Annotated in this window: 21 protein-coding genes; 12 read left to right on the top strand and 9 right to left on the bottom strand. The window is 45.8% G+C overall.

Going from position 1 to position 26,890, the window contains the following annotated elements:
* Positions 1 to 32 precede the first annotated feature (32 nt).
* Genes ACQEXR_RS01110 through ACQEXR_RS01100 form a run of 3 tightly spaced genes read left to right on the top strand, consistent with a single transcriptional unit; the run spans position 33 to position 2,392 of the window.
* On the top strand, positions 33 to 920 hold the full coding sequence (locus tag ACQEXR_RS01110; RefSeq protein WP_427019611.1) for a LysR family transcriptional regulator: 888 nt from the start codon (positions 33 to 35) through the stop codon (positions 918 to 920).
* On the top strand, positions 920 to 1,741 hold the full coding sequence (locus ACQEXR_RS01105) for an NAD(P)H-binding protein (protein ID WP_427019610.1): 822 nt from the start codon (positions 920 to 922) through the stop codon (positions 1,739 to 1,741). Before ACQEXR_RS01110 ends, ACQEXR_RS01105 begins: the two co-directional genes overlap by 1 nt.
* 15 nt (positions 1,742 to 1,756) lie before the next feature.
* Positions 1,757 to 2,392: a YdcF family protein gene (locus ACQEXR_RS01100; RefSeq protein WP_427019609.1), complete on the top strand. Its 636-nt coding sequence runs from the start codon at positions 1,757 to 1,759 to the stop codon at positions 2,390 to 2,392.
* Between the two features lie 67 nt (positions 2,393 to 2,459).
* On the opposite strand, the gene clpA is transcribed toward ACQEXR_RS01100, so the two are convergent.
* Positions 2,460 to 4,730, bottom strand: coding sequence for an ATP-dependent Clp protease ATP-binding subunit ClpA (clpA, locus tag ACQEXR_RS01095; protein WP_331427442.1), 2,271 nt, complete (start codon positions 4,728 to 4,730; stop codon positions 2,460 to 2,462).
* Between the two features lie 42 nt (positions 4,731 to 4,772).
* Entirely contained in the window at positions 4,773 to 5,093 is a 321-nt protein-coding gene (gene clpS, locus ACQEXR_RS01090) for an ATP-dependent Clp protease adapter ClpS (protein WP_006879492.1), read from the bottom strand.
* A 463-nt stretch (positions 5,094 to 5,556) separates the two neighbouring features.
* On the opposite strand from clpS, the gene cspD reads away from it, so the two are divergent.
* The gene (gene cspD / locus ACQEXR_RS01085; RefSeq protein WP_138972431.1) at positions 5,557 to 5,778 is read left to right on the top strand and encodes a cold shock domain-containing protein CspD; all 222 of its coding nucleotides are present in this window, start codon (positions 5,557 to 5,559) and stop codon (positions 5,776 to 5,778) included.
* Positions 5,779 to 5,854: 76 nt separating this feature from the next.
* Here cspD and ACQEXR_RS01080 read toward each other — a convergent pair whose 3' ends face one another.
* Positions 5,855 to 8,080 carry an NADP-dependent isocitrate dehydrogenase gene (locus ACQEXR_RS01080; protein WP_427019608.1) on the bottom strand — a complete coding sequence of 742 codons (2,226 nt, stop codon included), beginning with the start codon at positions 8,078 to 8,080 and terminating at the stop codon, positions 5,855 to 5,857.
* 292 nt (positions 8,081 to 8,372) lie between these two features.
* Here ACQEXR_RS01080 and ACQEXR_RS01075 point away from each other — a divergent pair, with 292 nt between their 5' ends.
* A complete protein-coding gene (locus ACQEXR_RS01075; protein ID WP_426951227.1) occupies positions 8,373 to 9,065 on the top strand; it encodes a pseudouridine synthase in 693 nt (230 codons plus the stop codon).
* A 19-nt stretch (positions 9,066 to 9,084) separates the two neighbouring features.
* Here the strand turns inward: ACQEXR_RS01075 and ACQEXR_RS01070 are convergent, their stop codons facing one another.
* Positions 9,085 to 10,119 (bottom strand): GGDEF domain-containing protein, encoded by a 1,035-nt coding sequence (locus ACQEXR_RS01070; RefSeq protein WP_427019607.1) that lies wholly within the window; start codon positions 10,117 to 10,119, stop codon positions 9,085 to 9,087.
* A 124-nt stretch (positions 10,120 to 10,243) separates the two neighbouring features.
* Positions 10,244 to 12,022 (bottom strand): aspartate--tRNA ligase, encoded by a 1,779-nt coding sequence (gene aspS, locus ACQEXR_RS01065; RefSeq protein ID WP_138972427.1) that lies wholly within the window; start codon positions 12,020 to 12,022, stop codon positions 10,244 to 10,246.
* A gap of 274 nt (positions 12,023 to 12,296) precedes the next feature.
* Here aspS and ACQEXR_RS01060 point away from each other — a divergent pair, with 274 nt between their 5' ends.
* The 6 genes from ACQEXR_RS01060 (at position 12,297) to ACQEXR_RS01035 (ending at position 18,529) form a co-directional block, all read left to right on the top strand.
* A complete protein-coding gene (locus ACQEXR_RS01060; RefSeq protein WP_331427503.1) occupies positions 12,297 to 13,178 on the top strand; it encodes a DUF72 domain-containing protein in 882 nt (293 codons plus the stop codon).
* A 111-nt stretch (positions 13,179 to 13,289) separates the two neighbouring features.
* Positions 13,290 to 14,027, top strand: a complete 738-nt coding sequence (gene cmoA, locus ACQEXR_RS01055; RefSeq protein ID WP_138972425.1) for a carboxy-S-adenosyl-L-methionine synthase CmoA — start codon at positions 13,290 to 13,292, stop codon at positions 14,025 to 14,027.
* Positions 14,028 to 14,090: 63 nt separating this feature from the next.
* Complete coding sequence (gene cmoB / locus ACQEXR_RS01050) at positions 14,091 to 15,062, top strand: tRNA 5-methoxyuridine(34)/uridine 5-oxyacetic acid(34) synthase CmoB (protein ID WP_269377182.1); 972 nt, start codon at positions 14,091 to 14,093, stop codon at positions 15,060 to 15,062.
* A 219-nt stretch (positions 15,063 to 15,281) separates the two neighbouring features.
* On the top strand, positions 15,282 to 16,025 hold the full coding sequence (locus ACQEXR_RS01045) for an ATP-dependent zinc protease (RefSeq protein ID WP_331427504.1): 744 nt from the start codon (positions 15,282 to 15,284) through the stop codon (positions 16,023 to 16,025).
* Between the two features lie 17 nt (positions 16,026 to 16,042).
* Positions 16,043 to 17,548: an inactive transglutaminase family protein gene (locus ACQEXR_RS01040; protein WP_426951233.1), complete on the top strand. Its 1,506-nt coding sequence runs from the start codon at positions 16,043 to 16,045 to the stop codon at positions 17,546 to 17,548.
* 3 nt (positions 17,549 to 17,551) lie between these two features.
* A complete protein-coding gene (locus ACQEXR_RS01035) occupies positions 17,552 to 18,529 on the top strand; it encodes an alpha-L-glutamate ligase-like protein (RefSeq protein ID WP_138972421.1) in 978 nt (325 codons plus the stop codon).
* A 49-nt stretch (positions 18,530 to 18,578) separates the two neighbouring features.
* On the opposite strand, the gene mukB is transcribed toward ACQEXR_RS01035, so the two are convergent.
* Genes mukB through cmoM form a run of 4 tightly spaced genes read right to left on the bottom strand, consistent with a single transcriptional unit; the run spans position 18,579 to position 25,894 of the window.
* Complete coding sequence (mukB, locus tag ACQEXR_RS01030) at positions 18,579 to 23,036, bottom strand: chromosome partition protein MukB (protein ID WP_427019606.1); 4,458 nt, start codon at positions 23,034 to 23,036, stop codon at positions 18,579 to 18,581.
* Positions 23,033 to 23,764, bottom strand: coding sequence for a chromosome partition protein MukE (mukE, locus tag ACQEXR_RS01025; protein ID WP_171052214.1), 732 nt, complete (start codon positions 23,762 to 23,764; stop codon positions 23,033 to 23,035). The genes mukB and mukE overlap by 4 nt, the downstream gene beginning before the upstream one ends.
* Positions 23,745 to 25,082, bottom strand: a complete 1,338-nt coding sequence (mukF, locus tag ACQEXR_RS01020; protein WP_331416016.1) for a chromosome partition protein MukF — start codon at positions 25,080 to 25,082, stop codon at positions 23,745 to 23,747. Before mukF ends, mukE begins: the two co-directional genes overlap by 20 nt.
* 2 nt (positions 25,083 to 25,084) lie before the next feature.
* On the bottom strand, positions 25,085 to 25,894 hold the full coding sequence (gene cmoM, locus ACQEXR_RS01015) for a tRNA uridine 5-oxyacetic acid(34) methyltransferase CmoM (protein ID WP_240800917.1): 810 nt from the start codon (positions 25,892 to 25,894) through the stop codon (positions 25,085 to 25,087).
* A 95-nt stretch (positions 25,895 to 25,989) separates the two neighbouring features.
* Between cmoM and elyC the strand changes: the two genes are divergently transcribed.
* On the top strand, positions 25,990 to 26,793 hold the full coding sequence (elyC, locus tag ACQEXR_RS01010; protein ID WP_426951236.1) for an envelope biogenesis factor ElyC: 804 nt from the start codon (positions 25,990 to 25,992) through the stop codon (positions 26,791 to 26,793).
* Positions 26,794 to 26,890: the final 97 nt, after the last annotated feature.

Here is a 26,890-nt window from a genome sequence, read left to right as displayed (position 1 = left end):
CTAAAAAGTTAGTTACCATCAGTAAAAGTGATATGTTTAGCATTGAACAACTTTCAGCCTTTTGCGCTACCGTCGAAACTGGATCATTTTCAGCCGCCGCTCGCAAACTTAATAAAGTGCAGTCTGCGGTGAGTCAGCATGTAATGAATTTAGAAATCGACTGCGGGACAGAACTGTTCCATCGTCAAGGTCGGTACCCAGTACTCACAGAGGCCGGGAAACAACTACTCCCCCACGCTAACGCCACTCTCAGGCAGCATCAGCGTTTGATTGAGTGCAGCACTAGCCTGCTCGCGCCGCAAGAGCAAGCCATCACCATTGCCATTGACGAAGGGATTCCCTTGACCAATTTCACAGGCGTGCTTGAGCAGGTCACAAACCAATACACCCATCTAAAGGTTGAGATACTGGTCTCTTCAAGTACCGACATTCTCGATATGGTGACCGAAAAAAGAGCCACAACCGGATTAATTTTCTCAGAGGTCGACACCCCTGCCTGCATTGATTTCGAATCGATTGGCCATGTTGAATTTGACCTGTATGTGAGTCAGAAACATCCACTTGCAATGCAAACATCTGCTAATGTCGATCAACTGTTGCTTCACCGCCAATTGTTGTTACGCTCTAGAAATAACAAAGTCAGTGGATTTCAACAGGCATACAGCCCCGATATTTGGTACGCAGATAGCTACCACGTATTATTAGGCTTAATCGCTCAAGGCTTTGGCTGGGGATTTTTACCCACTCATATCGCCGCCAATGCTTGTGAAGAAAATCAGATTAAGCGAATTCCGAACGAGTTTGAGCGGCTGCAATGGCAAGCCAATGTCGATGTGGTTCAGCACCAAGGGTTCGCAAATAAACCAGTACACAAGCTTCTTCGTACAGAGCTTCGTACGCTCCTATCAGGGACGAAATAATGAAAAAGATAACTATCGTAGGTGGAGGGTGGTTAGGTAAGCCGCTTGGCCAGTACTTGACCTCTATTGGACACAGTGTCCATGTCAGTAAAACGACACCAGAAGGCGTTAAGGAACTTGAACAACTCGGTATCAATAGTTTCGTCGCGAACCTAGCGAATGGCAGTAACGATCTCGACCAACAGCTTAGCTCAACTCCAACTGACATCGTGATTGGCTGTTTTCCTCCGGGGTTTCGCAAACAGAGTGGTCAAGACTACGTTGGGAACTGGCAAACGCTGATTGCATCTGCGCAAAACAATGGGGTTCAACGGGTTGTTATGGTTAGTTCTACCACTGTGTACCCTAACCTAGCTCAAGAGATGATCGAGGAGGATGCGACTCTCGATAAAAGTATCGATAATCCTGAGTTTAGTGACAATGCCAAGATCATGTTGCAGGCTGAGCAGCACCTAATTGATTCTAGACTCAGCTACGCAATTGTTCGTTGCAGTGGATTGGTTGGCCCCAACCGACATCCCTCTCGATTTGCGGCGATGTTAAAACAAGTTAGCGACCAAGCTCCTGCTAACATGCTTCATTTGCACGATGCTGTAGGTGTCGTAAGTTTTATGGCCTTGAACAGCATAGATACCACCGTCAACGCCACCACCCCGAACACGGTGAATAAGGCAGAATACTATCAGGCGGCGTTAGACAGTGTCGCAAGCGATAACAAGTTACCCACTCTCGTGCATGTCCCAGACAAACGCATCATCGCTGATAAACTTGTTTCGTTAGGTTATCGCTTTCATTTTCAACACACCTTAGATGCACTCTAGAAAGGTCAACCTCTTATGAGTCAATTAAAACTCTACCAGCAGATTGAACATTTATGGCAGTACATGCAGCTGTCAGACACCTTACAGCGGTCTGATTGCATCTTTGTGCTTGGAAGTAACGATATCCGCGTTGCGGAGTATGCGGCTCATCTCTATCTTGCAGGATGGGCGTCTAAAATCATCTTTTCGGGGGGCACTGGCCGATTAACTGAAGGTGTTTTTACTTCAAGTGAAGCCCAGACTTTTGCCGATTACGCGAAAGATCTTGGTGTACCAGCGGCTGACATTATTGTTGAAGATAAAGCGACCAACACCGGTGAAAATGTTCGTTTCACCTACCAGTTATTGCAAAATCTAGGGCTAAATTTTAAGTCGTTTATCTTGGTTCAAAAACCGTACATGGAGCGACGTACCTACGCGACTTTCGTTAAGCAATGGCCTGCTCCTTGTCAGCACATTTGTGTCACGTCATCCAAAACCACTTTCTGTGATTACTTTAACGAGGACATTGACCTGACAACAACAGTGACAGCAATGCTGGGAGATTTCGAGCGAATTAAAGACTACCCCAAGCTCGGTTTCCAAATTGAACAATCCATTCCAACGAGTGTAGAAAGTGCTTATCAGGCGGTGAAATCTGTTTTTGGTTAACGACCAGCTTTAAGCCGATAAACAAAAAGCCAGAGCAATGCTCTGGCTTTGTTAACATTTCCGCGTCTTAAGGATGAATGGCCGCTTCTTTCTCACTGTGATACTCGAACTTTAGCTCATCATCATTGAGATCAACTTTCACTGTACCGCCATCCACTAAAGAACCAAATAGCAGTTCATTCGCCAGTGGTTTCTTCAGTTGCTCTTGGATAACACGCCCCATAGGACGAGCACCCATGGCTTTGTCATAACCTTTAACTGCAAGCCAATGGCGAGCATCATCCGAAACTTCGAGCGATACACCACGAGCATCAAGCTGCGCTTGTAGCTCAACAATGAATTTGTCGACAACCTGATGGATCACATGTTCATCTAAGCTGTTAAACCAAATGATGTTATCCAAACGGTTACGGAATTCTGGCGTAAAGACCTTCTTGATCTCCGACATCGCATCATGACTATGATCTTGTTGGATCAAACCGATAGATTTCTTAACGGTCTCCTGAACACCGGCATTGGTGGTCATCACCAAAATAACGTTACGGAAGTCAGCTTTACGGCCATTGTTGTCCGTCAAGGTACCATTATCCATAACTTGCAGTAGCAGGTTAAAGATGTCTGGATGCGCTTTCTCGATTTCGTCGAGCAGAACGACTGAGTGAGGATGTTTGATGACGGCGTCCGTCAGCAAACCACCCTGATCATATCCGACGTAACCCGGAGGCGCACCAATCAAACGGCTCACCGAATGACGTTCACCGTATTCAGACATATCAAAGCGAAGTAGCTCGATACCAAGTAATTTCGATAATTGAACCGTGACTTCAGTCTTACCTACCCCCGTCGGGCCTGCAAACAAGAATGAACCCACTGGTTTATGGTCTGCACCAAGACCCGCGCGAGTCAACTTGATCGCTTCGCTAAGTACATCGATGGCATCATCTTGACCAAACACCAGCATCTTCATCTTCTCATCGAGCTTTTGCAGTATCTCTTTATCTGAAGATGAGACAGATTTTTCAGGTATACGTGCCATTTTAGCAACCATAGCTTCAATGTCTGCAACACCTACGGTTTTCTTGCGACGACTCGCTGGAGCCAAACGACTGCGAGCACCTGCTTCATCAATAACGTCAATCGCTTTATCTGGCAAATGACGCTCATTAATGTATTTAGCCGATAGCTCAACCGCCGCACGAAGCGCTTTATTGGTGTAACGCACTTCATGGTGTGCTTCATACTTAGGTTTCAAGCCCATAAGTATCTTAGTGGTGTCATCAAGAGACGGTTCAACCACATCGATTTTTTGGAAGCGACGCGATAGCGCACGCTCTTTTTCAAAGATGTTGCTGTACTCTTGATAAGTTGTCGAACCGATACAACGCAGTTTGCCGCTGCTTAGTAATGGCTTGATTAGGTTTGCCGCGTCGACTTGACCACCAGAGGCGGCACCTGCACCGATAATTGTGTGAATCTCATCGATAAACAGGATGGCATCGTCTTCTTTTTCTAGCTGTTTAAGAATCGCTTTAAAACGTTTCTCAAAGTCACCACGGTACTTAGTACCCGCAAGTAGCGAGCCAATATCCAACGAGTAAATCACACTGTTAGCGATAATCTCAGGCACTTGGCCTTCCACAATTCGCCATGCAAGACCTTCAGCGATCGCCGTTTTACCAACCCCTGCCTCACCGACCAGTAATGGGTTGTTTTTACGACGACGGCACAATACCTGAATCGTTCGTTCTAGTTCTTTCTCGCGACCAATCAGTGGGTCTATCTGCCCTTGTTTTGCAATATGGTTAAGATTCGTTGCAAAGCTCTCTAGGCGCTCCTCTGAACCAGTATCCTCGACGTTGTCGCTGAAAGAGTCAGAGGAATGAGAGTCATCACTCGAACTCGACGCTTTGGTAATACCGTGAGAAATAAAGTTAACAATATCTAGGCGGCTAATGTCGTTTTTCTTAAGTAGATAAGCCGCATGAGACTCTTGTTCACTAAAAATCGCCACAAGGACGTTTGCCCCTGTTACTTCACTGCGGCCAGAAGATTGAACATGGAATACTGCGCGTTGCAAAACGCGTTGAAAACTCAAAGTGGGTTGCGTTTCGCGAGTTTCGTCGTTTTCTGGAATGAGAGGGGTAGTTTGATCAATGAAAACATCCAGTTCACTACGAAGCGAATCTACATCTGCCTGACATGCCTGCAAAGCCTCTCTCGCTGCATCGTTTTCCAACAATGCTAACAGGAGGTGCTCGACAGTCATAAACTCATGTCGTTTGTCTCTAGCGCGAGCAAATGCGCCGTTTAGACTCGACTCTAATTCTTTATTCAGCATAAGTACCTCCTATAAGAACAACTTAGGTTGCTCGAACAAGCGCTAGGCTTGTTCCATTGTACAAAGCAAAGGGTGCTCGTTTTCCTTAGAATACATTGTAACTTGCGCTACTTTGGTCTCAGCAACTTCTGCAGTATACGTGCCACAAATTGCTTTTCCCTCATAATGCACCTGGAGCATCACCTGCGTTGCTTTGTCGATATCCATAGAGAAAAAGCGCTCTAGGATCTCAATCACAAAGTCCATTGGTGTGTAGTCATCGTTGTTTAGGACAACGTTATACATGGACGGTGGCTTAACTTTTGTTTTCTCTAACTCCAGCAGATCTGAATCTGGAGTAACCCATTCAAAATGTTTGCTCATGACTATTAGACGTTGATGTTTGACTCTTTTAATTTTACCACTTCACAGAGCAGAAGTTTTGAATTTAGTTCTTACTATTCCGAACAAAACGCTGCAATTAAATTTTGTTCTTACTTAGAGACTAATGCAGCAATTGCGTCGCTGCAAATAAAAGATTTCTATCGGCGTAAGAGATGTATCTAATTGATTAAAAAGAAACCAAAAACAATAACAGCAACTTATAGATTATCGATATTTATCAAGCCAAATCGTTGCAAAAATGTAAATCTCAAAAGTGATTTGTTTGTAAATATGTAGACTGTAATACCTTTTTCCTATTGACTGTGCTCAATCATTGGCTACATTGGTCAAATAGTGACTGAAAATTTGGCAGCGGCTGAATGGAAATTCACTTTCTGTTTACAAGGAATCAATGTAAATATTCAAACAACATCAGTAACAAAATGCATGAGGGATGTATAGCATGGCTACAGGTACAGTAAAATGGTTTAACAACGCCAAAGGATTTGGTTTTATCTGTCCAGAGGGAGAGGATGGAGATGTGTTTGCACATTATTCAACCATTAAAATGGATGGTTATCGTACTCTGAAAGCTGGCCAACAAGTGAATTTTGAAGTGGAAGAAGGACCTAAAGGCTATCACGCAAGCTGTGTAGTTCCGGTTGAAGCTCAACCAGCAAAATAAAATCGCTGCCAACTTAATCGTTTTAAACATGAAAAAACCCGCTTTTCAGCGGGTTTTGTTGTATCGAATGTCTGACTTAGCCGTTGATGATTGCGTTAAGTGTTTCGCTTGGGCGCATCAAAGCTGACGCTTTTTCAAACACAGGTGCATAGTAGCCACCTAGGTCACCAGCGACACCTTGTGCATCATTCAATTCTGCAACAATCTTCTCTTCTTGCGCCGCTAGTGCTTGAGCGATTGGCGCAAATTCAGCAGCAAGTTCAGCATCGTCAGATTGTGACGCGAGTGCCTGTGCCCAGTATGTTGCTAGGTAGTAATGGCTACCACGGTTGTCCAACTCACCTACTCGACGCGAAGGAGACTTGTTGTTATCTAGGAAGTCACCTGTTGCTTTGTCCAGAGCGTCTGCCAGTACTTGCGCCTTAGCATTGCCTGTTACTGTGCTTAGATGCTCAAGAGAAGCGGCAAGAGCGAGGAACTCGCCTAGTGAATCCCAACGTAAGTGGTTTTCTTTCTCTACCTGCTGAACGTGCTTAGGAGCAGAACCACCCGCACCCGTTTCAAATAGACCGCCACCGTTCATGAGAGGAACGATTGATAGCATCTTCGCTGATGTACCAAGCTCAAGAATCGGGAACAAGTCAGTTAGGTAGTCACGAAGAACGTTGCCCGTTACTGAGATCGTATCTAGACCTTGCTTGATACGCTCTAAAGAGAACTGACAAGCTTCTAATGGAGCAAGGATCTTGATCTCTAGACCTTCAATATCGTGTTGAGGCAAGTACTGGTTTACTTTCTCAATCAGCTGAGCGTCATGAGCGCGGTTTTCGTCTAACCAGAAGACCGCTGGCGCACCCGTTGCACGTGCACGAGTGACTGCAAGCTTGACCCAATCTTGGATTGGTGCGTCTTTAACCTGACACATACGGAAGATATCGCCTTCTTCTACTGATTGCTCCAGTAGCACTGCACCGGATGCATCAACGATACGCACTGTGCCCGCTGCATCTAGGATAAAGGTCTTATCATGAGAACCGTACTCTTCGGCTTTCTGAGCCATTAGACCAACGTTTGGTACGCTGCCCATTGTCGTTGGATCGAATGCACCGTTCTCTTTACAGAAATCAATCACAGCCTGATAGATGCCTGCATAGCAACGATCTGGGATCATCGCTTTAGTGTCTTTCTGCTTGCCGTCTGGTCCCCACATTTGACCCGACGAACGCAACATTGCTGGCATAGAAGCATCAACAATGATGTCACTTGGAACATGTAGGTTTGTGATGCCGCGATCTGAGTCAACCATCGCCAAAGGCGGTTGAGTTTCGTAAACAGCCTGTAGAGCCGCTTCAATCTCTTCTTTCTGTGCCGCAGGAAGCGCTTGAATCTTAGCGTACACATCACCCAGACCGTTGTTTACGTCAACGCTAAGCTTATCGAATAGGTCGCCGTATTTCGCAAATACGTCTTTGTAGTACACTTTAACAGCATGACCAAAAATTACTGGGTCAGAGACTTTCATCATTGTCGCTTTCATGTGCAGAGACAATAATACGTCTTGCTGTTTTGCTTCTTCGATTTGCGCTTCAAAGAACTCCACTAGGGCTTTCTTGTTCATTACTGAGCAATCGATAATCTCTTTATCTTGCAGAGCAAAAGGTGCTTTAAGCTGTTTTACTGAACCCGCTGCATCAACAAACTCAATGGCAACTTTTGTCTCACCTGAAACGGTATGAGATTTTTCACTACCGAAAAAGTCGTTGTCTGCCATGCTAGAAACGTGTGACTTCGAATCTTTAGACCATGCACCCATTGAATGTGGGTTCTTCTTCGCATAGTTCTTTACAGATAGAGGAGCACGACGGTCAGAGTTACCTTCGCGCAAAACTGGGTTTACCGCACTACCTTTAATTTTGTCGTACGTTGCTTTGATCGCTTCTTCTTCGTACGTACTTGGTTCTTCAGGGTAGTTAGGTAGGTTGTAACCTTTTTCTTGAAGCTCTTTAATCGCGGCTTTCAACTGAGGGATAGAAGCTGAGATATTAGGTAGTTTAATGATGTTTGCTTCTGGTGTTTTAGCCAACTCACCAAGTTCAGTCAGTGCATCACCAATGCGTTGTTCTTCAGTTAAGTGCTCTGGGAAGTTAGCAATAATACGCCCAGCTAGAGAGATATCACGTGTATCAACGTTGATACCTGAAGAAGCAGTAAACGACTGAATAATTGGAAGAAGTGAATATGTCGCTAGCGCAGGTGCTTCATCAGTAATGGTGTAAATAATTGTAGGTTTTTCTGTAGGCATGAAATTTCCCTATTTGTTCTAGCAAAGCCATCGGATGAGTAGCTTTGTGTAAATGGCCGGCAACAAGTTGATTATTCATCCCCTCACTTGTCGCGTTTTGTCCGTCTCTTTTTGTTTTGGTCGCTTCACAGCGAGTGACTTGAGTGCGGTTAGTTATAATTAAACAAAAACATGATAATAGTCTATTATCTTGTTCAACAATCCTGTTTTCGGGCGCGCAAATGATAGCTCATCTAAGCCGCTGAAGAAACTTTACAACACACTTTATTTACATTTTTGCAAGGTAGTTAACATGTCATCACGCACTCGCCGTGACTCATCCTCTGCGACATCGAGAAAGCAACGCTCTGGTTTTAAACACAAAAACTCAAATGGTGGAACCAACAAACCTTCTTCCAATGCTCGTAAAGCCTCTCCGTCAAATAAGCCAAAAATCTCGCTGCAAGATCGAAAGGTCATCGTGTTTAATAAACCGTTTGACACTTTAAGCCAGTTTACGGATGGTGACGGACGAAAGACTTTGGCAGACTTTATTCCTGTGAAAGGTGTTTATGCCGCAGGCAGACTCGATCGAGACAGCGAAGGTTTACTGCTATTGACGAACGATGGCATTCTACAAGCCAAACTTACTCAGCCTAGCTCTAAATCACCTAAGACCTATTGGGTACAAGTCGATGGCGCACCTTCCGAAGATGATTTGGACAAGCTGCGTAAAGGGGTTGAACTGAAAGATGGAATGACACTGCCTGCTGGCGTTGAGATTATGCCTGAACCGAACGTGTGGCCACGCACCCCACCCGTTCGCTTCCGCGCAAATATTCCAACAACTTGGCTAGCAATCACCATTGTTGAAGGCCGCAATCGTCAAGTTCGTCGCATGACAGCTAACATAGGTTTTCCAACTTTACGATTAATCCGTCACTCTATCGGAGAGATCACGCTGGGTGATTTACAACCTGGGGAATGGAAAGAAATAACGCTCTAATTGCACAGCAGCAATCGAGTTAAGCGACCGCTTTTCCTTGAAAAAAGGAGCACTTCTTTCCTGCTTTTTTGGCTAAGTACAGGCCGTTGTCTGCTTTAGACAACGTCTTGTCTAGACCTTCATTAAGGGTGAATTGCTCAACTCCCGCGCTGAAAGTGACATGAATGTTCCGTGAGTCGAAAATTATTGGACTTTCCATGACACTGCTTTGTAACTGCTCAATCAATTGAGGCAATCCAACGTCGGCCACTCGTTTGGGTTCGAGAAGGACGACAAACTCCTCGCCTCCCATTCGATAAATTTGTTGGCGAGTGACGACTTTATCTAAACGCCTGACGACCTCTTTTAACACCTCATCTCCACCAGCATGACCATAGTTGTCATTGATCGCCTTGAAATCATCCAAATCTAATGCAAACAGATAACAGCCATTGAGCGATAGTGGGTTTTGTTTGAACGTCGTGACTAAAGCTAAACGGTTTTGTGCACCCGTTAGCGCATCTTGATGTGCCAAAGAATTAAGTTGTTCAACCCCTCGCACGCGACTATCTTCATAGACGTGAGAAATCGCCCAGACAAATATGTATGCCATGACGAGATTCAAATATGTCGCAAAATAAGTCATCAACTGCTCACCGAGCGAATAATAGAGAACTGTGACCTCTAAGCAGAGAAAAATAAGACTACAAATAAATCCAATCCTGATCCCTAACGCGAGATAGAATACGGTTGGCAACACCACCGCCCACAAATAAACCGTGCTCTCTGTTCGGCTAACGTATGTTCCATAACTGATTAAAAAGGTTAGAACAACACAATGGAATCCAAGAAACCAATTCGGCTGAGTCGATTTTCTTACATGCTGAAGCATGGTAAAAGAGACGACAAAATAAACAAGCTCTATAATACCCAACAACGTCGCGTTTTTTCCAAAATAGAAAACATTGGCTAAGCCGAATAACAATGATGTCCCGCCTAAAACAACACACATACCAACTAAGACTTTGCGCCTAAGTTGGTAGGTTGCGTCGCATTGAATCAGGTGATCGTTCATATCTGTATCTATTACCCAAAAGTGTTACGTATTTTTAACACAAAGACGCGTAATATTCATGCTTTGAATGTAAAAAAGCCGCTTGTTTCCAAGCGGCTGCAAATAGATTGATGTGACTCGAAAATTATTCCGCGTCTTTTTCTTTTGCTGCTGTTACAGCGATAGCCAACTCTTCAAGCGCCGCCGGATTCGCTAGGCTTGGAGCATCGGTCAGTAGACATGAAGCCGCTGTTGTTTTCGGAAACGCAATAACATCACGGATGTTCTCAGTACCGCATAGCAGCATAACTAGACGGTCAAGACCGAAGGCTAAACCTGCGTGTGGAGGCGTACCGAACTTAAGTGCGTCTAATAGGAAGCCAAACTTAAGCTGCTGCTCTTGTGCATCGATACCTAGAATGTCAAATACTGCTGCTTGCATTTCTGCGTTGTGGATACGTACTGAACCACCGCCCACTTCATAGCCATTTAGCACCATGTCGTATGCGTTAGAGTTCGCAGCTGCTGGGTTCGCTTTTAGCTCTTCCGCGTTAACACCTAGAGGTGATGTGAATGGGTGGTGCATTGCATGCAAGTTGCCTTCGTCGTCTTCTTCAAACATTGGGAAATCAACAACCCATAGCGGCGCCCATGCAGATTCATTGGTTAGCTCTAGATCTTTACCTAGTTTCAGACGTAGAGCACCCATTGCTTCAGCAACGATGTTTGCTTTGTCTGCGCCAAACAGGATGATATCGCCAGTTTCAGCTTGCGTACGATCTAGAATGCCGTTGATCACCTCTTCGCTTAGGAACTTAGCCACTGGAGACTGAATACCCTCAATGCCTGCTGCACGGTCGTTAACCTTCATCCAAGCTAGACCTTTTGCACCGTAAATACCAACGAACTCGCCGTAAGCATCAATTTGCTTACGTGTTAGTGACGCGCCACCTGGTACACGAATAACAGCAACGCGGCCTTTTTCGTCGTTAGCAGGCGCTGAGAATACTTTGAACTCAACGTCTTTCACTAGGTCAGCGATGTCTACAAGCTCTAGTGGGTTACGTAGATCTGGCTTATCAGAACCAAAACGACGGATAGCTTCGCTAAACGGCATTACTGGGAATTCACCGAGATCAACGTTAAGCAGCTCTTGCCACATTTCACGGATCATTTTCTCAGTTGTCGCGCGAACTTCATCAGCCGACATAAATGACGTTTCAATATCGATCTGAGTGAATTCAGGCTGACGGTCTGCACGCAAGTCTTCATCACGGAAACACTTAACGATTTGGTAGTAACGGTCAAAGCCCGACATCATTAGCAGCTGTTTAAATAGCTGTGGAGACTGTGGTAATGCGTAGAAGCTACCTTTATGAACGCGGCTTGGTACCAAGTAGTCACGAGCGCCTTCAGGGGTCGCTTTCGTCAGAACTGGCGTTTCGATATCTAAGAAACCGTTGTCATCTAGGAAACGACGGACAAAGCTTGACGCTTTTGCGCGTAGTTTGATGCGGTCACTCATTTCTGGACGGCGAAGATCCAGGTAACGGTATTTTAAGCGTTGCTCTTCTGAGTTCTTCTGATTGAAGTCCAGTGGTAGAACATCACTGCGGTTAATGATTTCTAGACCTTTGGCGATAATTTCCACTTCACCCGTAGCCATGTCTTTGTTCACTTGGCTTTCAGGACGTACTCGTACTTCACCAGTTAGTTTGATACAGAACTCATTACGTAGAGTGTTTGCGATTTCATACGCGTCTGCCATATCTGGATCGACAACAACCTGAACTACGCCTTCACGATCTCGCATATCAATGAAAATAAGACCGCCTAGATCACGACGACGGTTAACCCAGCCGCAAAGTTCTACAGTTTGTCCTGCAAGGGACTTGTTCAGGTGACCACAGTAATGGGTACGCATAATGAATTTCCCAATCTCTTTAAATTTGTTGATTACTATCTATCGGTGTTAACTTTACCGATAGAGCAAAGTTCCATTTATACGCTGAAAGTTGGTAGAGATCGACTACCCAGCATACAATTTATTGCGATTTATCATCTATTGATGCTTTTTAAAGCAATAAAGGCGTAAAACAGCATCAATGTAAGATAATTGGCGCTGATTATAGCCCCATAATGGGTGGTTCGGCAAAGCTCTATTCTTCTAATCAAATCATGGGTGTTAAGTACAAAATATGGACCGTTTACCCGTCAGACTCGGGCTGACCATGTGGTCTCACAACAATTGGCAGCAAAGCTTTTATGGAAAAGGGACTAAACCCTCTGAAAGGCTAGAAAAATATGCGCGCGTCTTTCATACCGTGGAGGGGAATACCACCTTCTATGCAACCCCGACATTAAGCACTGTCAATAATTGGAAAGCAGCCACTCACGACGAGTTTCGTTTCACCTTCAAGCTACCCCAAGCTATTACTCATCAACAAATGCTGCGAGGCAGCCAAAGTCAGTTGAAAGAGTTCATGCACATCATGCAACCGCTGCATGATCGGATTGGTCAATGGACGATCCAGCTTCCCGCTGCGTTTTCACCCGAGCATCTCGATATATTGAAGAAATTTTGTGCCCTATTTCCACCCAACTTTCCTATCGGTGTTGAAGTGCGCCATCCGGCTTTTTTTGCTAAAGGCGAAGCGGAAATTGCCTTGAATCAGTGGCTGATCGAAAACAATTACGATCGCATTATCATGGACAGCCGCCCTGTGTTCTCTGAACCACTTGAGCCAACACACCCCCACTACGAGTCCTTGCTTGACGCCCAACAGAAAAAACCCAAAGTGCCTGTCCATGCCATCGCCACGGCAAGTCAGCCGATGGTGCGTTTTATTGGCCACCCACAAGAAGAGAAGAATCTCGCCTTTTTTCAGCCATGGTTAGCTAAACTGCCTCAATGGATAGCGCAGGGAAAACAGCCATATTTGTTTATTCACACGTCGGATAACCTTATCGCACCGGAGCTGGCTGCAACCTTGTATAAGAGTTTGCAGCAACAGACCCTTTTGCCTGACTTATCACCATTTCCAGCAGACGATGGCGTATCACAGCTTCAGATGTTCTAAAGAGAATCACCACAAAACATGACACAGGCGTTTATTTCTCATAAAATACGCGCCTTTTTAATAGCTGTAGACCATGTTGGCGACCAAGCCGACATCTAGTGAGAACCGAGTATGAACCCTAAGAGCAATCCAGATACTATTTTTTCGGCTCCAATCGATAAAATTGGGGATTTCACCTTTGATGAACGTGTCGCCGAAGTGTTCCCAGACATGATTCAACGCTCAGTACCTGGTTACAGCAATATCATCTCAGCGATTGGTATGCTGGCGGAACGCTTCGTCAAGCCGCATTCAACCATCTACGACCTAGGTTGTTCACTCGGTGCTGCAACGCTCTCGATGCGCCGTCACATCAATCAAGAAGGCTGTAAAATCATCGCCGTAGATAACTCATCTGCGATGGTAGAACGCTGTAAGCTACACGTAAACGCGTATCGAAGTGACACGCCAGTGGAAGTCGTTGAAGCGGACATCCGCAATATTGAGATTGAAAATGCCTCTGTTGTGGTACTTAACTTTACCCTGCAATTTTTGTCTCCTGAAGACAGATATGCCTTACTTGAAAAGATCTACGCTGGTTTACGTCCAGGTGGGATTTTAATTCTGTCTGAGAAGTACGTGTTTGAAGACCAAGTATCCAATGAGCTTCTGATTGATCTCCACCATGATTTTAAACGGGCCAATGGCTACAGCGAACTTGAGATCAGCCAAAAGAGAAGTGCCATCGAAAACGTAATGCGTCCTGACTCTAAGCAAGAGCACAAAGCGCGTTTTAAAGCGATTGGCTTCACTAGCTACGATGTCTGGTTCCAATGCTTTAACTTTGGCTCTATGTTCGCGATTAAATAGCGAGAAATTTTTCGACTCACTCATTTTGTGTCAAATTTTTAATTTAATATCAGTGATAAGACTATGTTTAATTTTGCTAATTTCTACCAGTTGATTGCTCAAGATACACGCCTTCAACCTTGGTTAAACGTACTCCCTCAGCAGCTAACCGACTGGCAAAATGCGGAACATGGTGACTTTGGTCGCTGGGTCAAAGCATTGAACAAGATCCCACAAGGCTCGCCTGACCAAGTCGATCTAAAAAACTCTGTCACTCTTGCCAATGACACGCCTTTTCATCAAGGCGAGTTGAACAAGCTTGAAAGCCTGTTGCGCACATTCCATCCGTGGCGTAAAGGCCCGTACCATGTTCACGGCATTCATATTGACACCGAGTGGCGCAGTGACTGGAAATGGGATCGCGTACTGCCACACATTTCACCACTGAAAAACAGAAGTGTGCTTGATGTCGGTTGTGGTAACGGTTACCACATGTGGCGCATGCTGGGTGAAGGCGCTCGGCTCACTGTCGGTATCGACCCTTCTCACCTGTTTCTGATTCAGTTTGAAGCGATACGTAAACTGATGGGTGACGATCAGCGTGCGCATCTGCTACCTCTAGGTATAGAACAACTTCCTAAACTGGAAGCGTTCGACACTGTGTTTAGCATGGGTGTGCTCTATCATCGCCGCTCTCCACTGGATCATCTTATCCAATTGAAAGACCAACTGGTCTCTGGTGGAGAACTGGTGTTAGAGACATTGGTTATCGAGGGTGATGAGACTTCTGTACTTGTTCCTGTTGATCGCTACGCTCAGATGCGTAACGTCTATTTCTTCCCGTCAGCAAAAGCACTCAAGGTTTGGTTGGAACAAGTGGGCTTTGTCGATGTGCGTATTGTCGATGAAAATGTCACAAGCGTTGGAGAGCAACGTACCACGGAGTGGATGACTCACAACTCTCTGCCTGATTACTTAGACCCGAATGACCCATCGAAAACCGTCGAAGGTCACCCAGCACCAAGACGCGCGATTCTGGTGGCTAAAAAACCATAAATATTGACAGAGAGTTAACCCAAGTTCGACTTGAAAACGTTTCTCTCGTATCCAATAGCCAATACAATAATAAGGATGCTCAGCATCCTTATTTTTTGCGTATGATCATCCCTTCCTCAAATTTTGAGAGCATCAATCCAATTGCTGCTTGTTTGCGATAAAATATATACGCTAAACTTCTTATTTAATTAATAATTCTATTTACGTTCAGGTTTCTCAATGTTGACAAGATTGACCCCTTTAATGGCCATAATGCTAGTCTCTGGTTGTACGCTGACAAACAGCGAACAGCTCCACCAAGAAACACTTGCAGCCATTCAGGCTTCAGAAACAAATCTCACCACTCAATACGAAAACCTAGCTTTGCAATTGAGCAACCAGTCTGATTACATCGAGAGTCTTGAGGATCAGGTCAACTTACTTGAACAGCAGTTGTCCGATTTCAGAACTGAAGCGATGAATGAAGTCCGTAAAACTGCGGCGCCAGTCGTCCTCACTACCCCAGCTCCTGCCCAACCAACACCGACTCATGGCATCGTGCTCGGCGAAGTAGAAAAAGTCACCATTGATTCAATCAAGCAATCTTTTGACGCGCGTGTTGATACCGGAGCTGCGACATCATCACTCAACGCTATCGATATTGAAGAGTTCGAGCGCAATGGTAAGAATTGGGTGCGCTTCCATCTTTCAGATGGAGAGAAAACGCTTGATGAATCTAACTGGATCGAAGCGCCTATTCTTCGTTTCGTAAAAATTCGCCAATCAACCAATGAAGAAGTCGAAAGACGAGCGGTGATTGAATTGTGGGTTAAACTCGGAAAAATCCATGAAAAAGCGCAATTTACCTTGGCGGATCGTTCTCAGATGAGTCATCCTGTACTACTAGGACGCGAATTCATCCGTGATATAGCTGTCGTTGATGTAAGTAAAAAATACATCCATACGGAAAACCAAGAAAAATAACAAGGTAGCGTAAGCTTATGACTTCAAAAATCCCTTTTTATATATCAGTTGCCCTATTAATTGTTGCTGGTATTGCATTGAGCATCTTCCGCCACCAGAATTATGGTGTTCCTTGGACACCAGGCGAAGCACGTCAGGTCTGGGACATCGAGGCTCGCATTGAATTTAGTGGTCAATCCAAGCCTGTCAAAGCCTCATTAGCTGCACCTCATACTCAGACAGGCTTCACCTTAATTGATGAATCATCTTCTTCTCCTGGTTACGGTCTTTCATACGTAGAAACTGAATCAGGACGCCGCGCCGAGTGGTCAGTACGTCAGGCCACAGGACCACAAACCATCTACTATAAAGCTCAGTTTTTGGTTGACCCCCAAGCTAAGGTCGAATCAACGCCACCCACCAACGAAATGACTCAACCGACCTTTGATGGCCCCGCAGAGGCTGCCGTTCTTGCGTTGATTGAACGTGCGAATCAACGCTCTGCTGACGACATTACCTTCACTCGCGAGTTGATCAAATCAATCAACGATTCAGAGAGCCAAAATGCTTCACTACTGCTGAACCGCATGAGCAAAGTAGACGCAGTGGCAAAAATCCTTGCTTACGCCAAAGTACCAAGTAAAGTCGTTGGCGTTATCGAGCTTGAAGATGGCCGTCGTCGACAAACTATCCAGAACATGAATCAGGTATGGAACGGAAATCAATGGGTACTGTTTAATCCAAACAACGCTAACCCTGCCATTTCTGACAACATTCTGGTCTGGGATGAGTCTAATGTGTCACTACTTGATTTAGTGGGCGGTCAAAACAGTCAGGTTCACTTCTCTATGATCGCGCAGGATATTACGCCATCACAAGCAACCAAAGATAAAGTACTCGCAGATGGTCTATTAAACTTCTCGATTCACAGCTTGCCTCTTGAAGAACAAGCGATGTTTAAAACCATTATGCTGATCCCGATCGGCGCTCTGATCGTTGTGTTCTTGCGTGTGATTATCGGTCTGAAAACCTCAGGTACATTTATGCCGGTGTTGATTGCCGTCGCCTTTGTTCAGACTCAACTCGTTACGGGTATTGTTGGCTTCTTGCTGATCGTCGGTACGGGCCTTATCATTCGAAGTTATCTATCGAAGCTCAACTTACTGTTAGTCGCGAGGATATCGGCGGTGATCATCACGGTAATTATGATCATCTCTGTGTTTACCGTTGTCGCATTTAAGATTGGTTTAACCGAAGGCTTATCGATTACTTTCTTCCCTATGATTATTCTTTCTTGGACGATTGAACGTATGTCCATTCTCTGGGAAGAAGAAGGCGCGAAGGAAGTCGTGCTGCAAGGCGGTGGCTCACTGCTCACTGCTGTGCTGGTTTATCTCGCGATGACGAACCCATTCATTCAGCACCTGACCTTTAACTTTATCGGTCTACAGTTGATCGTGTTAGCGGCTATCTTGCTGCTAGGTACTTACACAGGTTACCGCTTAACTGAACTCCGTCGCTTTAAACCGCTAGCGGAGGAGTAAGTGATGTTTTCGAAATATACATCGCCGTTCAAGCTCCGCCACAAAGGCATTATGGGCATGAACAAGCGCAACCACAGCTACATTGGCCGATACAATGACCGTTCAAAGTATCCGCTGGTTGACGACAAGCTCAAAACCAAAATCATTGCTGAAGCGGCCGGCGCTACGGTACCAAAACTGATTGGTGTGATTCGCAATCAGGCTGAAGTTAAAACCATTCATGAAATGGTCAAGAACTGGCCTGGCTTTGTGATCAAACCAGCCCAAGGTAGTGGTGGTAAAGGTATTTTGGTTATCACGTCACATAAAGATGGTGTTTACACCAAACCTTCGGGTTCCACCATTAATCAAGAAGATGTAGAGCGTCATATCAGTAACGCATTGGCGGGGCTCTTCTCCTTAGGCGGCAAAAACGATGTTGCTGTTGTGGAGAATTTGATTAAGTTTGATGACTGTTTCGAAGGTTTCAGCTACGAAGGCGTACCTGATGTGCGCATCATCGTCTTCAAAGGTTATCCGGTAATGGCGATGATGCGCTGCTCTACTGCCGCCTCTGACGGTAAAGCAAACTTGCACCAAGGTGCCGTTGGTGTGGGCATTGATATCGCGACAGGCCGTGCTGTCCGAGCTGTACAGTTTGACCAACCTGTTACCCACCATCCAGACACCGGCATGGAGTTAGCGACCCTTCAAGTACCTCATTGGGAACGGCTACTGATCCTTGCTTCAAGTGCATGGGAAATGACTGGGCTCGGCTATATGGGTACCGACATGGTGCTTGATAAAGAGGAAGGTCCAATGGTGCTAGAACTGAATGCTCGTCCTGGACTTGCTATTCAAATCGCTAACGGCGCTGGCTTATTGCCTCGCCTTCATCATATCGAGAGTCTTGGTTCACCCGCTGAGTATCCGAAGCCAGCCGAACGCGTCGCTTATGCCGCGCGTCAGTTCGGTATCTTCGCCAAAGAGATTCCTAGATAGCTCTGTTTTAACGACAAAAAAAGCCCGCTTTCGCGGGCTTTTTTGTCTCTTATAACTCTTCGACCAGTTGCTGGGCTTCACTCTTGGCTTTCTTGGTTTGTCCAAAGCCACGTAAGCCAACGACATGAACATGCTCGTGGTCTTTAAATACCTTACGCACCAGTTTGTAAGTCGTCCCTTTCTCTGGGCTGATATTCTCTGGTGCAGCGATAAGTAACTGCATATCGAGACGGTCACACAACTCGAACAGAGTTGAGATAGACTTAGCATCAAGACGTGCTGCTTCATCAAGGAACAATAGACGACAAGGTACAATGTCCTTGCTACGTAGACGTCGAGACTCTTCTTCCCAACTCTGTACAACCATCAATAGAATCGATTGACCGGTACCAATTGCTTCACCTGTCGATAGCGCCCCTGACTCGGCTTGAAGCCAGCCATCTGCACCACGGTTAACTTCCACACTTAATTCCAGATAGTTACGGTAGTCCAGTAACTCTTCACCCAGAACCTGAGGAGAACGCTGTCCCATGTCGATATGTGGATTAACACGTTGGAACAACTTCGCCATCGCTTCAGAGAACGTGTAACGCGTGGATTCGAAGAGATCTTTGTGCTGTTCTTGTCCTGTAGACAAGCCGTTAAGCAATATTTCATGGCTTTCACGGATCTTAACGTTGAGTCGGACGCCCTTGACCTGACCAAATGAGATGTTGGACAGACCTTGGTTAAGCATACGAATACGGTTTTGCTCACGCTGAATCGTCTTCTTAATGATGCTCGCAACAGAATCCGAGCTGATTGCCAAACGGTTTTCACGTTGTGTCAGTTCTTCGGTTAGACGCGCAAGTTCCACTTCCATCTCTTCGATAGCTTCAACAGGATCATCAGTATGAATAATGTCCTGACGAATACGCTCACGAAGATGCTGGTATACGGCAATATAAAACAAGACTTTGCGTTCTGGACGTGCATTGTCTTCAGAAAGACGCAGCGCATCACGCAGATCATCATTGTCAGCGACCGCAAGACGCAATGCGCCCAACGATTTATCCGACATAGAACGCAGTTCATCTGCGGACATGTAAGCCAGTTCACGCTTGTGAAGGCGACGTTCCACATCATTCTCACGTGCTAGGCGAAGTACTGAACACCAACCTGCTTTCGCTGCAACGACAAATGTACGCAGATCAACGTAATCTTTCTGTACTTTCTTGAGACGTTTTGCCAGCGCTTTCATTTCAAGTTCTGTCGCAGTGATAGTGCGCTCGTATTCACTCTTACGAGAACGTGAAGTATGCAAACGCTCTTGCAGTTCATCGCGACGACGCATAGCGCGTTCAGCAGCACCTTCGTCAGCCGTGACACCGTATTCTTGTAACTCTTGTTTGAACTCTTGAACCGTCTCAAGCTTCGCCTGATGCGAACTTTTGAGTGAGGCTAGCACCTGGTTGTATTGGTTCATCTGGCCTTGAGCCTGTTTAAACTCCTCGCGTGAACGCGTGCGCATACGTTCCGCTTCGACCAGTTTCGATTTGAGCTGCTCGCTCAATTCGCTACTTTGATTCAACAAATCGACTGAGTCTGAGTAAGCGAAGTAATGACGACGCTCGACCAAATCTGCCACAGCAAAAATCTGGGTTTTCAGCTGTTGAAGTTTTTGGTCAGCCGCGTGGTATTCCGCTTCCAAAGCATCAAACTGCTCAGGGTCAGCTTCCAACGCTGAAGCAATTTTTTCTAACTCAGCAATCGCCTTACCATGACGAGCAATATACGCTTTGGCGTCTGTCAGTTGGGCAATGTTTTGCTCCAGTTCTTCAAACTGAGCAAGTAGTGCCTGATCCTCAATAAGAGCCATATTGGGCGCAATCTTATCCAGAGCGGATATCGCTTGCTTGCTTGCCAATAACTGACTACGTTGCTGCTGCTCTTTGGCATCTAGATCTGCCAAAGCTCGTGTTAATTGGCCGCGTTTTTCACGTACTACGATCAATGCTTGCTCTGGGTCTGGTTCAAACGCAACCTGAATGTGTTTAGCCACAAAGTTGTTGAATGCTTGGTACAGACGTTGGAGTTTTTGCGAATCAAATGCCGCTTTAGCATGCTGTTCTACGACCTCTTCGCGCTCATTGCGCAGCAGTTCCAAACGTTGCTCACGAGCGGCACGACCGAACAAAGGAATTTCTGGCAAACGCGAATAACGCATCTGACGATTGTTCATTCTCACGCATACCGCACCTTCAAGCTCTTCTGCATCAAATGAGCTGTCATCAAATGCATCGATGTCACCTTCAATGATATAGAGGTCTTCAGGGCAGTCATCTAATTCAACCAGCTTCTCTTCGATACCAGACAAGTCTGATACAACAATCGCATGGCGAGCTGGGCCGTACATCGCACTGAAATACGGCGCATCGTCAATGGTGATATCGTCATAAATCTCGGACAGCAGAACCCCACCTAGGGTATCGGCTAAGCCTTTCAGGCGCGGATCGTTAGAACCACCAGGAGACGCGAGTCGTTCAATTTCATCTTCAAGCTTGCTACGACGTTCAGCCAGTTTATCTTTGGCGATAGACTGTTGTTTTTCTTGCTCTAGAACAACTTGCATATGGCTCATGACAGCCTGACTGTCATACAGTTCTACACCGCTTTGCTCTTGAAGTGATTCGAGGGCATCATTTGCAGCAATCCAAGTTGGAGCAATGGCTTCATGCCTGTTAATTTCAGCGGATGCATCTTGCTCTAGACGGCGCTGCTCACTGCGTTGCTCACGCAACTCTTCTTGAGATATCTCTAGAGATTCGATCTGTTGAGCGTGACGTTCACGCTCGATCTCAAACGTCGCTTCATCGGTCAGTTCTACTTGATGCTGTTTTTGATATTCAGTGACCAGTTCCTGAGTTTGGCGTTGCTTATGTAAACGACGTTCCACATCACGATGCTGTGCTCGCCATTGCTGTTCATTTTGAGCGATGCGCTGTGCTTCACGACTCTGTTCAATCGCGGCTTTCGCGGCCGTTGAAGCCTCTTTACGCTCTACATGTCCGACAATACTTGCAACCAGCTTGAGAGCGGATTCAAACTGTTCAGCAGCAGCTGATGAGATATCCAATTTATGCTTAGTTGCGAGCAACTCTGTCGTACTTTGGGCTTCTTGCGCTTTCAACTCAGAAACAAGCACTTGCGCCGATTCAGCAGTTAAGCCTTCGTTACCCAATAGTTGTTTTGCTTTATCTAGCGCCTCAACCGCTTGCTGATATTGCAGCGCACGGGTTTGCTGAATGTCCAGCGCTTGCTGGTAGTCGGCTAACTGACTCTTCAAGCTATCCACTTCTTCTTCAGAAACAGACGCTTGCTCTTCGGCCATCGCGACACGCTCTTGCGCTTCTTCAACCACCATCAACTGCTCTTCAAGACGCTCGTTGAGCTCTTCGAGATCTTCTTGGTAGCGCTCAATCTTTTCTTGCTGACGCAAAGCATTTTGCACTAATTGCAGATGGTCGGACGCCGCTTGGTAGTCTTGCTCTAAAGCAGATTCAGACTCAACCAGCAGCTCAAGCTCTTCTTGCACTCTGTTAAGTAGATTGTTGTGCTCGATTAGCGTTGAACGTGAACCAAACAACTCACTACGTAAAGATAGAGTCTGCTCTAGCTTGTTGCGTCGGTCATTTGCATGGCGCATGTAGTCTGCTGCCACGTAGTTGGTTGACTCAGTGATAAGGTGTTTGAACAGGTCACGGTCGGCTTGAGTGGTTTTGATCGCTTCAAGCGTCATACGGTTTTCACGCAACGCTGATTCCATATCTTGGAACGCTTTCTTCACGCCGCCATTTTGCGGTAGCAAGTAGTCTCGCAGTGAGCGAGTAATCGCACTTGAAATACCGCCGTACAGTGACGCTTCGATTAAGCGGTAGAACTTAGAGCGATCACTGGAGTTACGTAGTTTCTTCGGAATAACGCCAAACTCGAACATTTGCGAGTGGTAGTCAACGATGGAAGGAAACGCTTTAAACTGCACACCCTCGAATTGTCCGACCGCTTCCTTTACTTCGTTAATCTGACGAACACGTGCCTGAGTTGCCGACACGCTCTCAATTAAAATATCGGTAGGTTTAACATGGCTTGGTAAACCCTGAACAACAAATGGCTTGATGTCGACTTTCTTATCACGGCCAGCCACTTGCTGTAGCTTGACGGCAAACAGTAAGCGTTGATTTCGTGAGTTAACCACGTCAAGCGCAGCGTAACAGGCACCCGCTTGCAGCTTACCGTAAAGACCTTTATCACGAGATGACTGATTGCTGCCCGCCTCTGTGGTATTACGGAAGTGAAGTAAGGTTTGGTCTGGGATCAGTGCCGTGATGAAGGCCGCCATGGTCGTAGACTTACCTGCACCGTTACCGCCAGAAAGCGTTGTTACTAGACCATCGATATCAAATGTACGCGCAAAAAAGCCGTTCCAGTTGACCATGGTTAGCGATTGATATTTACCGCGTTCAATCATGCTTCACCCTCTTCTAACATTTGCTCTTCGGCTTGATCATCATTGTCATCGTTATTTCGCTCAAGGAGGCTACCCTGACTTGGTTCTTTGGTATGGACAACCGCTTCACCATCGCGGATAAGACGCAGTTGTGCTTCACGCATATCGTCGCCGATGCGTACATCTGCCCCGAAGCGGAATACCGATTCACTGATACTGAATTTGCCCGTTTCACCAATATTGATGATCATGCCTAAACGGCGTAGTCGACGTAGAGACGTACGTACTTTTTCGAACAGTTTCTCTTTGTCTAAGTCTGAACCTGTCGCTCGGTTGGTCACAAGCTTCATTAGCTTAGATTCATCAGCAAGAGCAAGCAGCTCTTCATACAACTCTTGGTTGGTAAAGATACCTTCATGAGCTAAGCGCTCAGGGCTTAGATATAAGAAACACAACACCTTGCCCACCAGCATATCCAGTTCGGAAAGAACACTGCGGCCAATCAAAGAGGTTGAACGTGGACGAAGATAGAAAAAGCCTTCAGGTGCTTTAACTAGCTCTGTGTTGTAACGCTGATAAAAAGAGCTCAGCTCAACTTCGAAGTCTGACAACAGTGCGTGGTTATCGAGATCTTCGCTGGAAATGTGACGCCCTGCTCGCAGCATGCTATCAAGCGCTGGGAACAGAGGGTTCGAAATTGCTTTTACCAGATTATCTGGCATGTATTCATTAGTATCGGTCGATGACATTTGCTTGTACCTTTGCACCAAAATCGTTTATCGCCTGCCAGTCTGGCTGAATTGCCTGATAATCTGACTCGGAATAGCCAAGGCGTACTGCTTGGTCGATAACAATTCGTGCTAAATCAAAATGATGAGTCTGCGGATGCTGAGCTAGGTAATCGCGTAGCACGATACCAAGATCAATGGCGGTACCCTGTTCTTTATGAACTCGGAGCATATTGCCAATGCGTTCTGCCAACTCATCATTGACCTGTTGGAACTCTTCGTATTCTACCTCTAGCGGCACTTGGCCTGTGACTTCATCATCGCGAAGTACTAGAGCTTCATCACGAAGGTCAGTTAGACGCTCAGCATCTGCATAAGTCAGATACCAAGGCATATCGAAATAATCTTTTATCGATTGACGTAAACGCGAACTAAACGCTCGGTTCTTATCCATATCAATCGCGGTACGGATAAACTTGTGGACGTGGCGGTCATAGCCAATCCAAAGGTCAATCGCTTGTTGACCCCAGCTTGTGATGCGGTCAAGTTTCATTTGCAGTGCGAACAGTGTTTCGGCAATAAATTCGAGTTCATCATCACCGTACACCAGCTCTTGAATATCAAGAATCTGAGTTTGCAGTTCATCACCCGCCGCTTGGAGCGTATCTTGCAACTCTCTAAGCGTGTTGGACGTTTCAGACAGCAGCGACTCACAGTTGTTTATCGCATCTCGCCAATCTTTGTTCAGTAGCTCCGCAATTTGAAGTTTGACCGACTGTTGCTGCTCATCCATCACACGTTGGTTCAAGTCGATTTGGTCAAAAATCTCTCCCACCGAGTATTTTAAGACTCCGTAAACATTCTTGCGCCAATGCTCAGGTGTTCCACCCTGACGTGCAGACTCAATCGCTTTCGCCATTTCATCTGCAACCATAGATAATTGGATAGATAATTTAAGCTTAGAAAATTCTCTGTGGCGAACGTAATAGTCGGTAATACCGATCGCGAGAGGCGATAAACGGTAAATACTTGCTCCGTCGTTAATTTCACTGGTAAAGCGGCTGATTAGTCTCTGTTTCACCATCTCATTAATGGCGTTGTTTGCACGGAACGCAGATGCATCCCCTGTTTCTTCGAATAATCGAGTCACTATGGTAAACGCATCATGCAGTTCACCTTCACCTAACTCTTCATCGAACCTTTCGTTACTGAGCACAGCAATAGCGATCAAAAATGCCAAGCGCTCTGTGGTCAGATTCAATGAGAAATCGTGCTGTTTTACCCAGCCGACCAACTCGTCGATCGGCTGCTCTGCAGCATTTAGAGTCATCTCACTCATTGTTAGTCCTGCTTATCTTTCTTTTTCGCCCATACATGTATGTATCGGCCTAACGAGAGGTATGGCTCTTGTCTGCACAATTGTCTTTCTAGTGCCAACACATCTTCATACTGGTAGTCGCCCATATACTCCATATTGCCTATGTAGTCACTAAAACAACGAATACCAGATTTACCGCAAATTGAAAAACCAGCGTCTTCTATCCACTGATATACCTCTTCGGGTTTTAAGCCTTTTTGCGGTTGTAATTTAAAACGCTTACGATGCGGCATCCCGTCAAGAACATGGGGAATATTGCCACATACAACATTCTTGTAGACCAGCCCATGGTGGTTATAAAACATGATGGAAGCCATACCACCTGCTCTCACCTGCTCAAGCACTTTTTCTAATGCCGGTTTCGGGTCTGCCAACCACTCCATGACTGCATGAAACAAAACGATATCTACTTGAGTGTCGAGATGTTGATCAATCGATTGGACTGGCGAATGAATGAAGCGATACTGCGCAAGCAGTTCATTATTTGCAATATCCTGCTCTGCTAATTGCAGCATTTCAGAAGATAGATCACATAACGTGACGTGATGTCCGAGTTTAGCAAGCTTTTGTGACATTTGTGCCAAGCCGCCCCCTGCATCCAGCACATTCAGTGGTTGTTTCGCCCCATCCACGGCATGAAGTATCTGTTGAAGATCTTCCCAAACAATGACTTGACGAATCTCGCCTTTGTCAGAACCGTAAATATTTTTTGCAAATTTGTGGGCAATATCGTCGAAATTGCGGTCTTCAGTCACAGCAGCTTGAGTTATCATGTCTAATCGTGCTGCTATTCTGTCACAAGAAAAGCAGGAATAAAGAGGCTTTCTCTTAAAATATAATCAATTGATGTTTTTTCGGACTATTTCGTATGTTTGAGCTGAAAAAAGTTGTGTCTTCTTTGCTAATGCCCTTGCCGGCCCTGCTCATCATTGGCCTATTCGGGCTAATGTTGATCATGTTTACTCGAAAGCAGAAGACAGGTTGCTTTGTTGTTCTATTCTCTTTTATTGGCATTTTCCTGATCGCCTTCCAACCCGTTTCATCTCGTCTATTGATGCCACTAGAGCGCCAATATTCGGCGTTTTTCCCAGTCGATGAGCCCATCGATTATGTGATGGTTTTGGGCAGCGGCCACGTTGTCGACGATAAAATACCACCAACATCTGAGTTAAGCCGTTCTGGTTTGATGCGCCTCACAGAAGGTATTCGAATTTTACGCATCTACCCAGGCGCCAAGCTGATCTTATCTGGTTACGCCGCAGGTTCAGAAGTGAGCAATGCACGAATGATGGCCAAAGTCGCGCTCGCACTTGGTGTGTCTAAGTCCGACATCATTTTGCTTGAAACAGCAAAAGATACGTGGGAAGAAGCGCGACAAGCAGCAGCTTTTGTGACAAACAAAAAGCTGGTTGTGGTGACTTCAGCAAGCCATATGACGCGCGCACTGAATGAGTTCCACTCAGCAGGTTTAAAACCTTATGCCGCTCCAACGAACTACTTAGCGCATGAGAATGTAACCGAGTTCTGGGCCAAATATGCGCCAAAAGCGGTCTACCTCGAGCAAACCGAACGTTATTGGCACGAGACATTGGGTCGTATTTGGCAGACGCTTCGAGACTGGGCGTCAGACTATGAAGAGAAAGCTTTGCAGGCTTCAGAGAGCAACGTTTAGCAACTTGCTGTCATCACTGTAAAGTAAATTACCACCTTCTAAAGAAGGTGGCTTTGTGTGAGCCCCCTAAAAGGGGGCCTTTGTTTAGTCCAGCGCT

Source organism: Vibrio sp. TRT 2004 (assembly GCF_050113735.1).
Taxonomy (GTDB): Bacteria; Pseudomonadota; Gammaproteobacteria; order Enterobacterales; family Vibrionaceae; genus Vibrio.
Note: the sequence above shows the minus strand (reverse complement) of the source record. Positions and strands in the feature narration are given on the sequence as shown.

Coding starts and splice junctions, on each gene's coding strand:
- ACQEXR_RS01110 (WP_427019611.1), top strand. CDS start 33: ATGTTTAGCATTGAACAACTTTCAGCCTTTTGCGCTACCGTCGAAACT.
- ACQEXR_RS01105 (WP_427019610.1), top strand. CDS start 920: ATGAAAAAGATAACTATCGTAGGTGGAGGGTGGTTAGGTAAGCCGCTT.
- ACQEXR_RS01100 (WP_427019609.1), top strand. CDS start 1,757: ATGAGTCAATTAAAACTCTACCAGCAGATTGAACATTTATGGCAGTAC.
- clpA (WP_331427442.1), bottom strand. CDS start 4,730: ATGCTGAATAAAGAATTAGAGTCGAGTCTAAACGGCGCATTTGCTCGC.
- clpS (WP_006879492.1), bottom strand. CDS start 5,093: ATGAGCAAACATTTTGAATGGGTTACTCCAGATTCAGATCTGCTGGAG.
- cspD (WP_138972431.1), top strand. CDS start 5,557: ATGGCTACAGGTACAGTAAAATGGTTTAACAACGCCAAAGGATTTGGT.
- ACQEXR_RS01080 (WP_427019608.1), bottom strand. CDS start 8,080: ATGCCTACAGAAAAACCTACAATTATTTACACCATTACTGATGAAGCA.
- ACQEXR_RS01075 (WP_426951227.1), top strand. CDS start 8,373: ATGTCATCACGCACTCGCCGTGACTCATCCTCTGCGACATCGAGAAAG.
- ACQEXR_RS01070 (WP_427019607.1), bottom strand. CDS start 10,119: ATGAACGATCACCTGATTCAATGCGACGCAACCTACCAACTTAGGCGC.
- aspS (WP_138972427.1), bottom strand. CDS start 12,022: ATGCGTACCCATTACTGTGGTCACCTGAACAAGTCCCTTGCAGGACAA.
- ACQEXR_RS01060 (WP_331427503.1), top strand. CDS start 12,297: ATGGACCGTTTACCCGTCAGACTCGGGCTGACCATGTGGTCTCACAAC.
- cmoA (WP_138972425.1), top strand. CDS start 13,290: ATGAACCCTAAGAGCAATCCAGATACTATTTTTTCGGCTCCAATCGAT.
- cmoB (WP_269377182.1), top strand. CDS start 14,091: ATGTTTAATTTTGCTAATTTCTACCAGTTGATTGCTCAAGATACACGC.
- ACQEXR_RS01045 (WP_331427504.1), top strand. CDS start 15,282: ATGTTGACAAGATTGACCCCTTTAATGGCCATAATGCTAGTCTCTGGT.
- ACQEXR_RS01040 (WP_426951233.1), top strand. CDS start 16,043: ATGACTTCAAAAATCCCTTTTTATATATCAGTTGCCCTATTAATTGTT.
- ACQEXR_RS01035 (WP_138972421.1), top strand. CDS start 17,552: ATGTTTTCGAAATATACATCGCCGTTCAAGCTCCGCCACAAAGGCATT.
- mukB (WP_427019606.1), bottom strand. CDS start 23,036: ATGATTGAACGCGGTAAATATCAATCGCTAACCATGGTCAACTGGAAC.
- mukE (WP_171052214.1), bottom strand. CDS start 23,764: ATGTCATCGACCGATACTAATGAATACATGCCAGATAATCTGGTAAAA.
- mukF (WP_331416016.1), bottom strand. CDS start 25,082: ATGAGTGAGATGACTCTAAATGCTGCAGAGCAGCCGATCGACGAGTTG.
- cmoM (WP_240800917.1), bottom strand. CDS start 25,894: ATGATAACTCAAGCTGCTGTGACTGAAGACCGCAATTTCGACGATATT.
- elyC (WP_426951236.1), top strand. CDS start 25,990: ATGTTTGAGCTGAAAAAAGTTGTGTCTTCTTTGCTAATGCCCTTGCCG.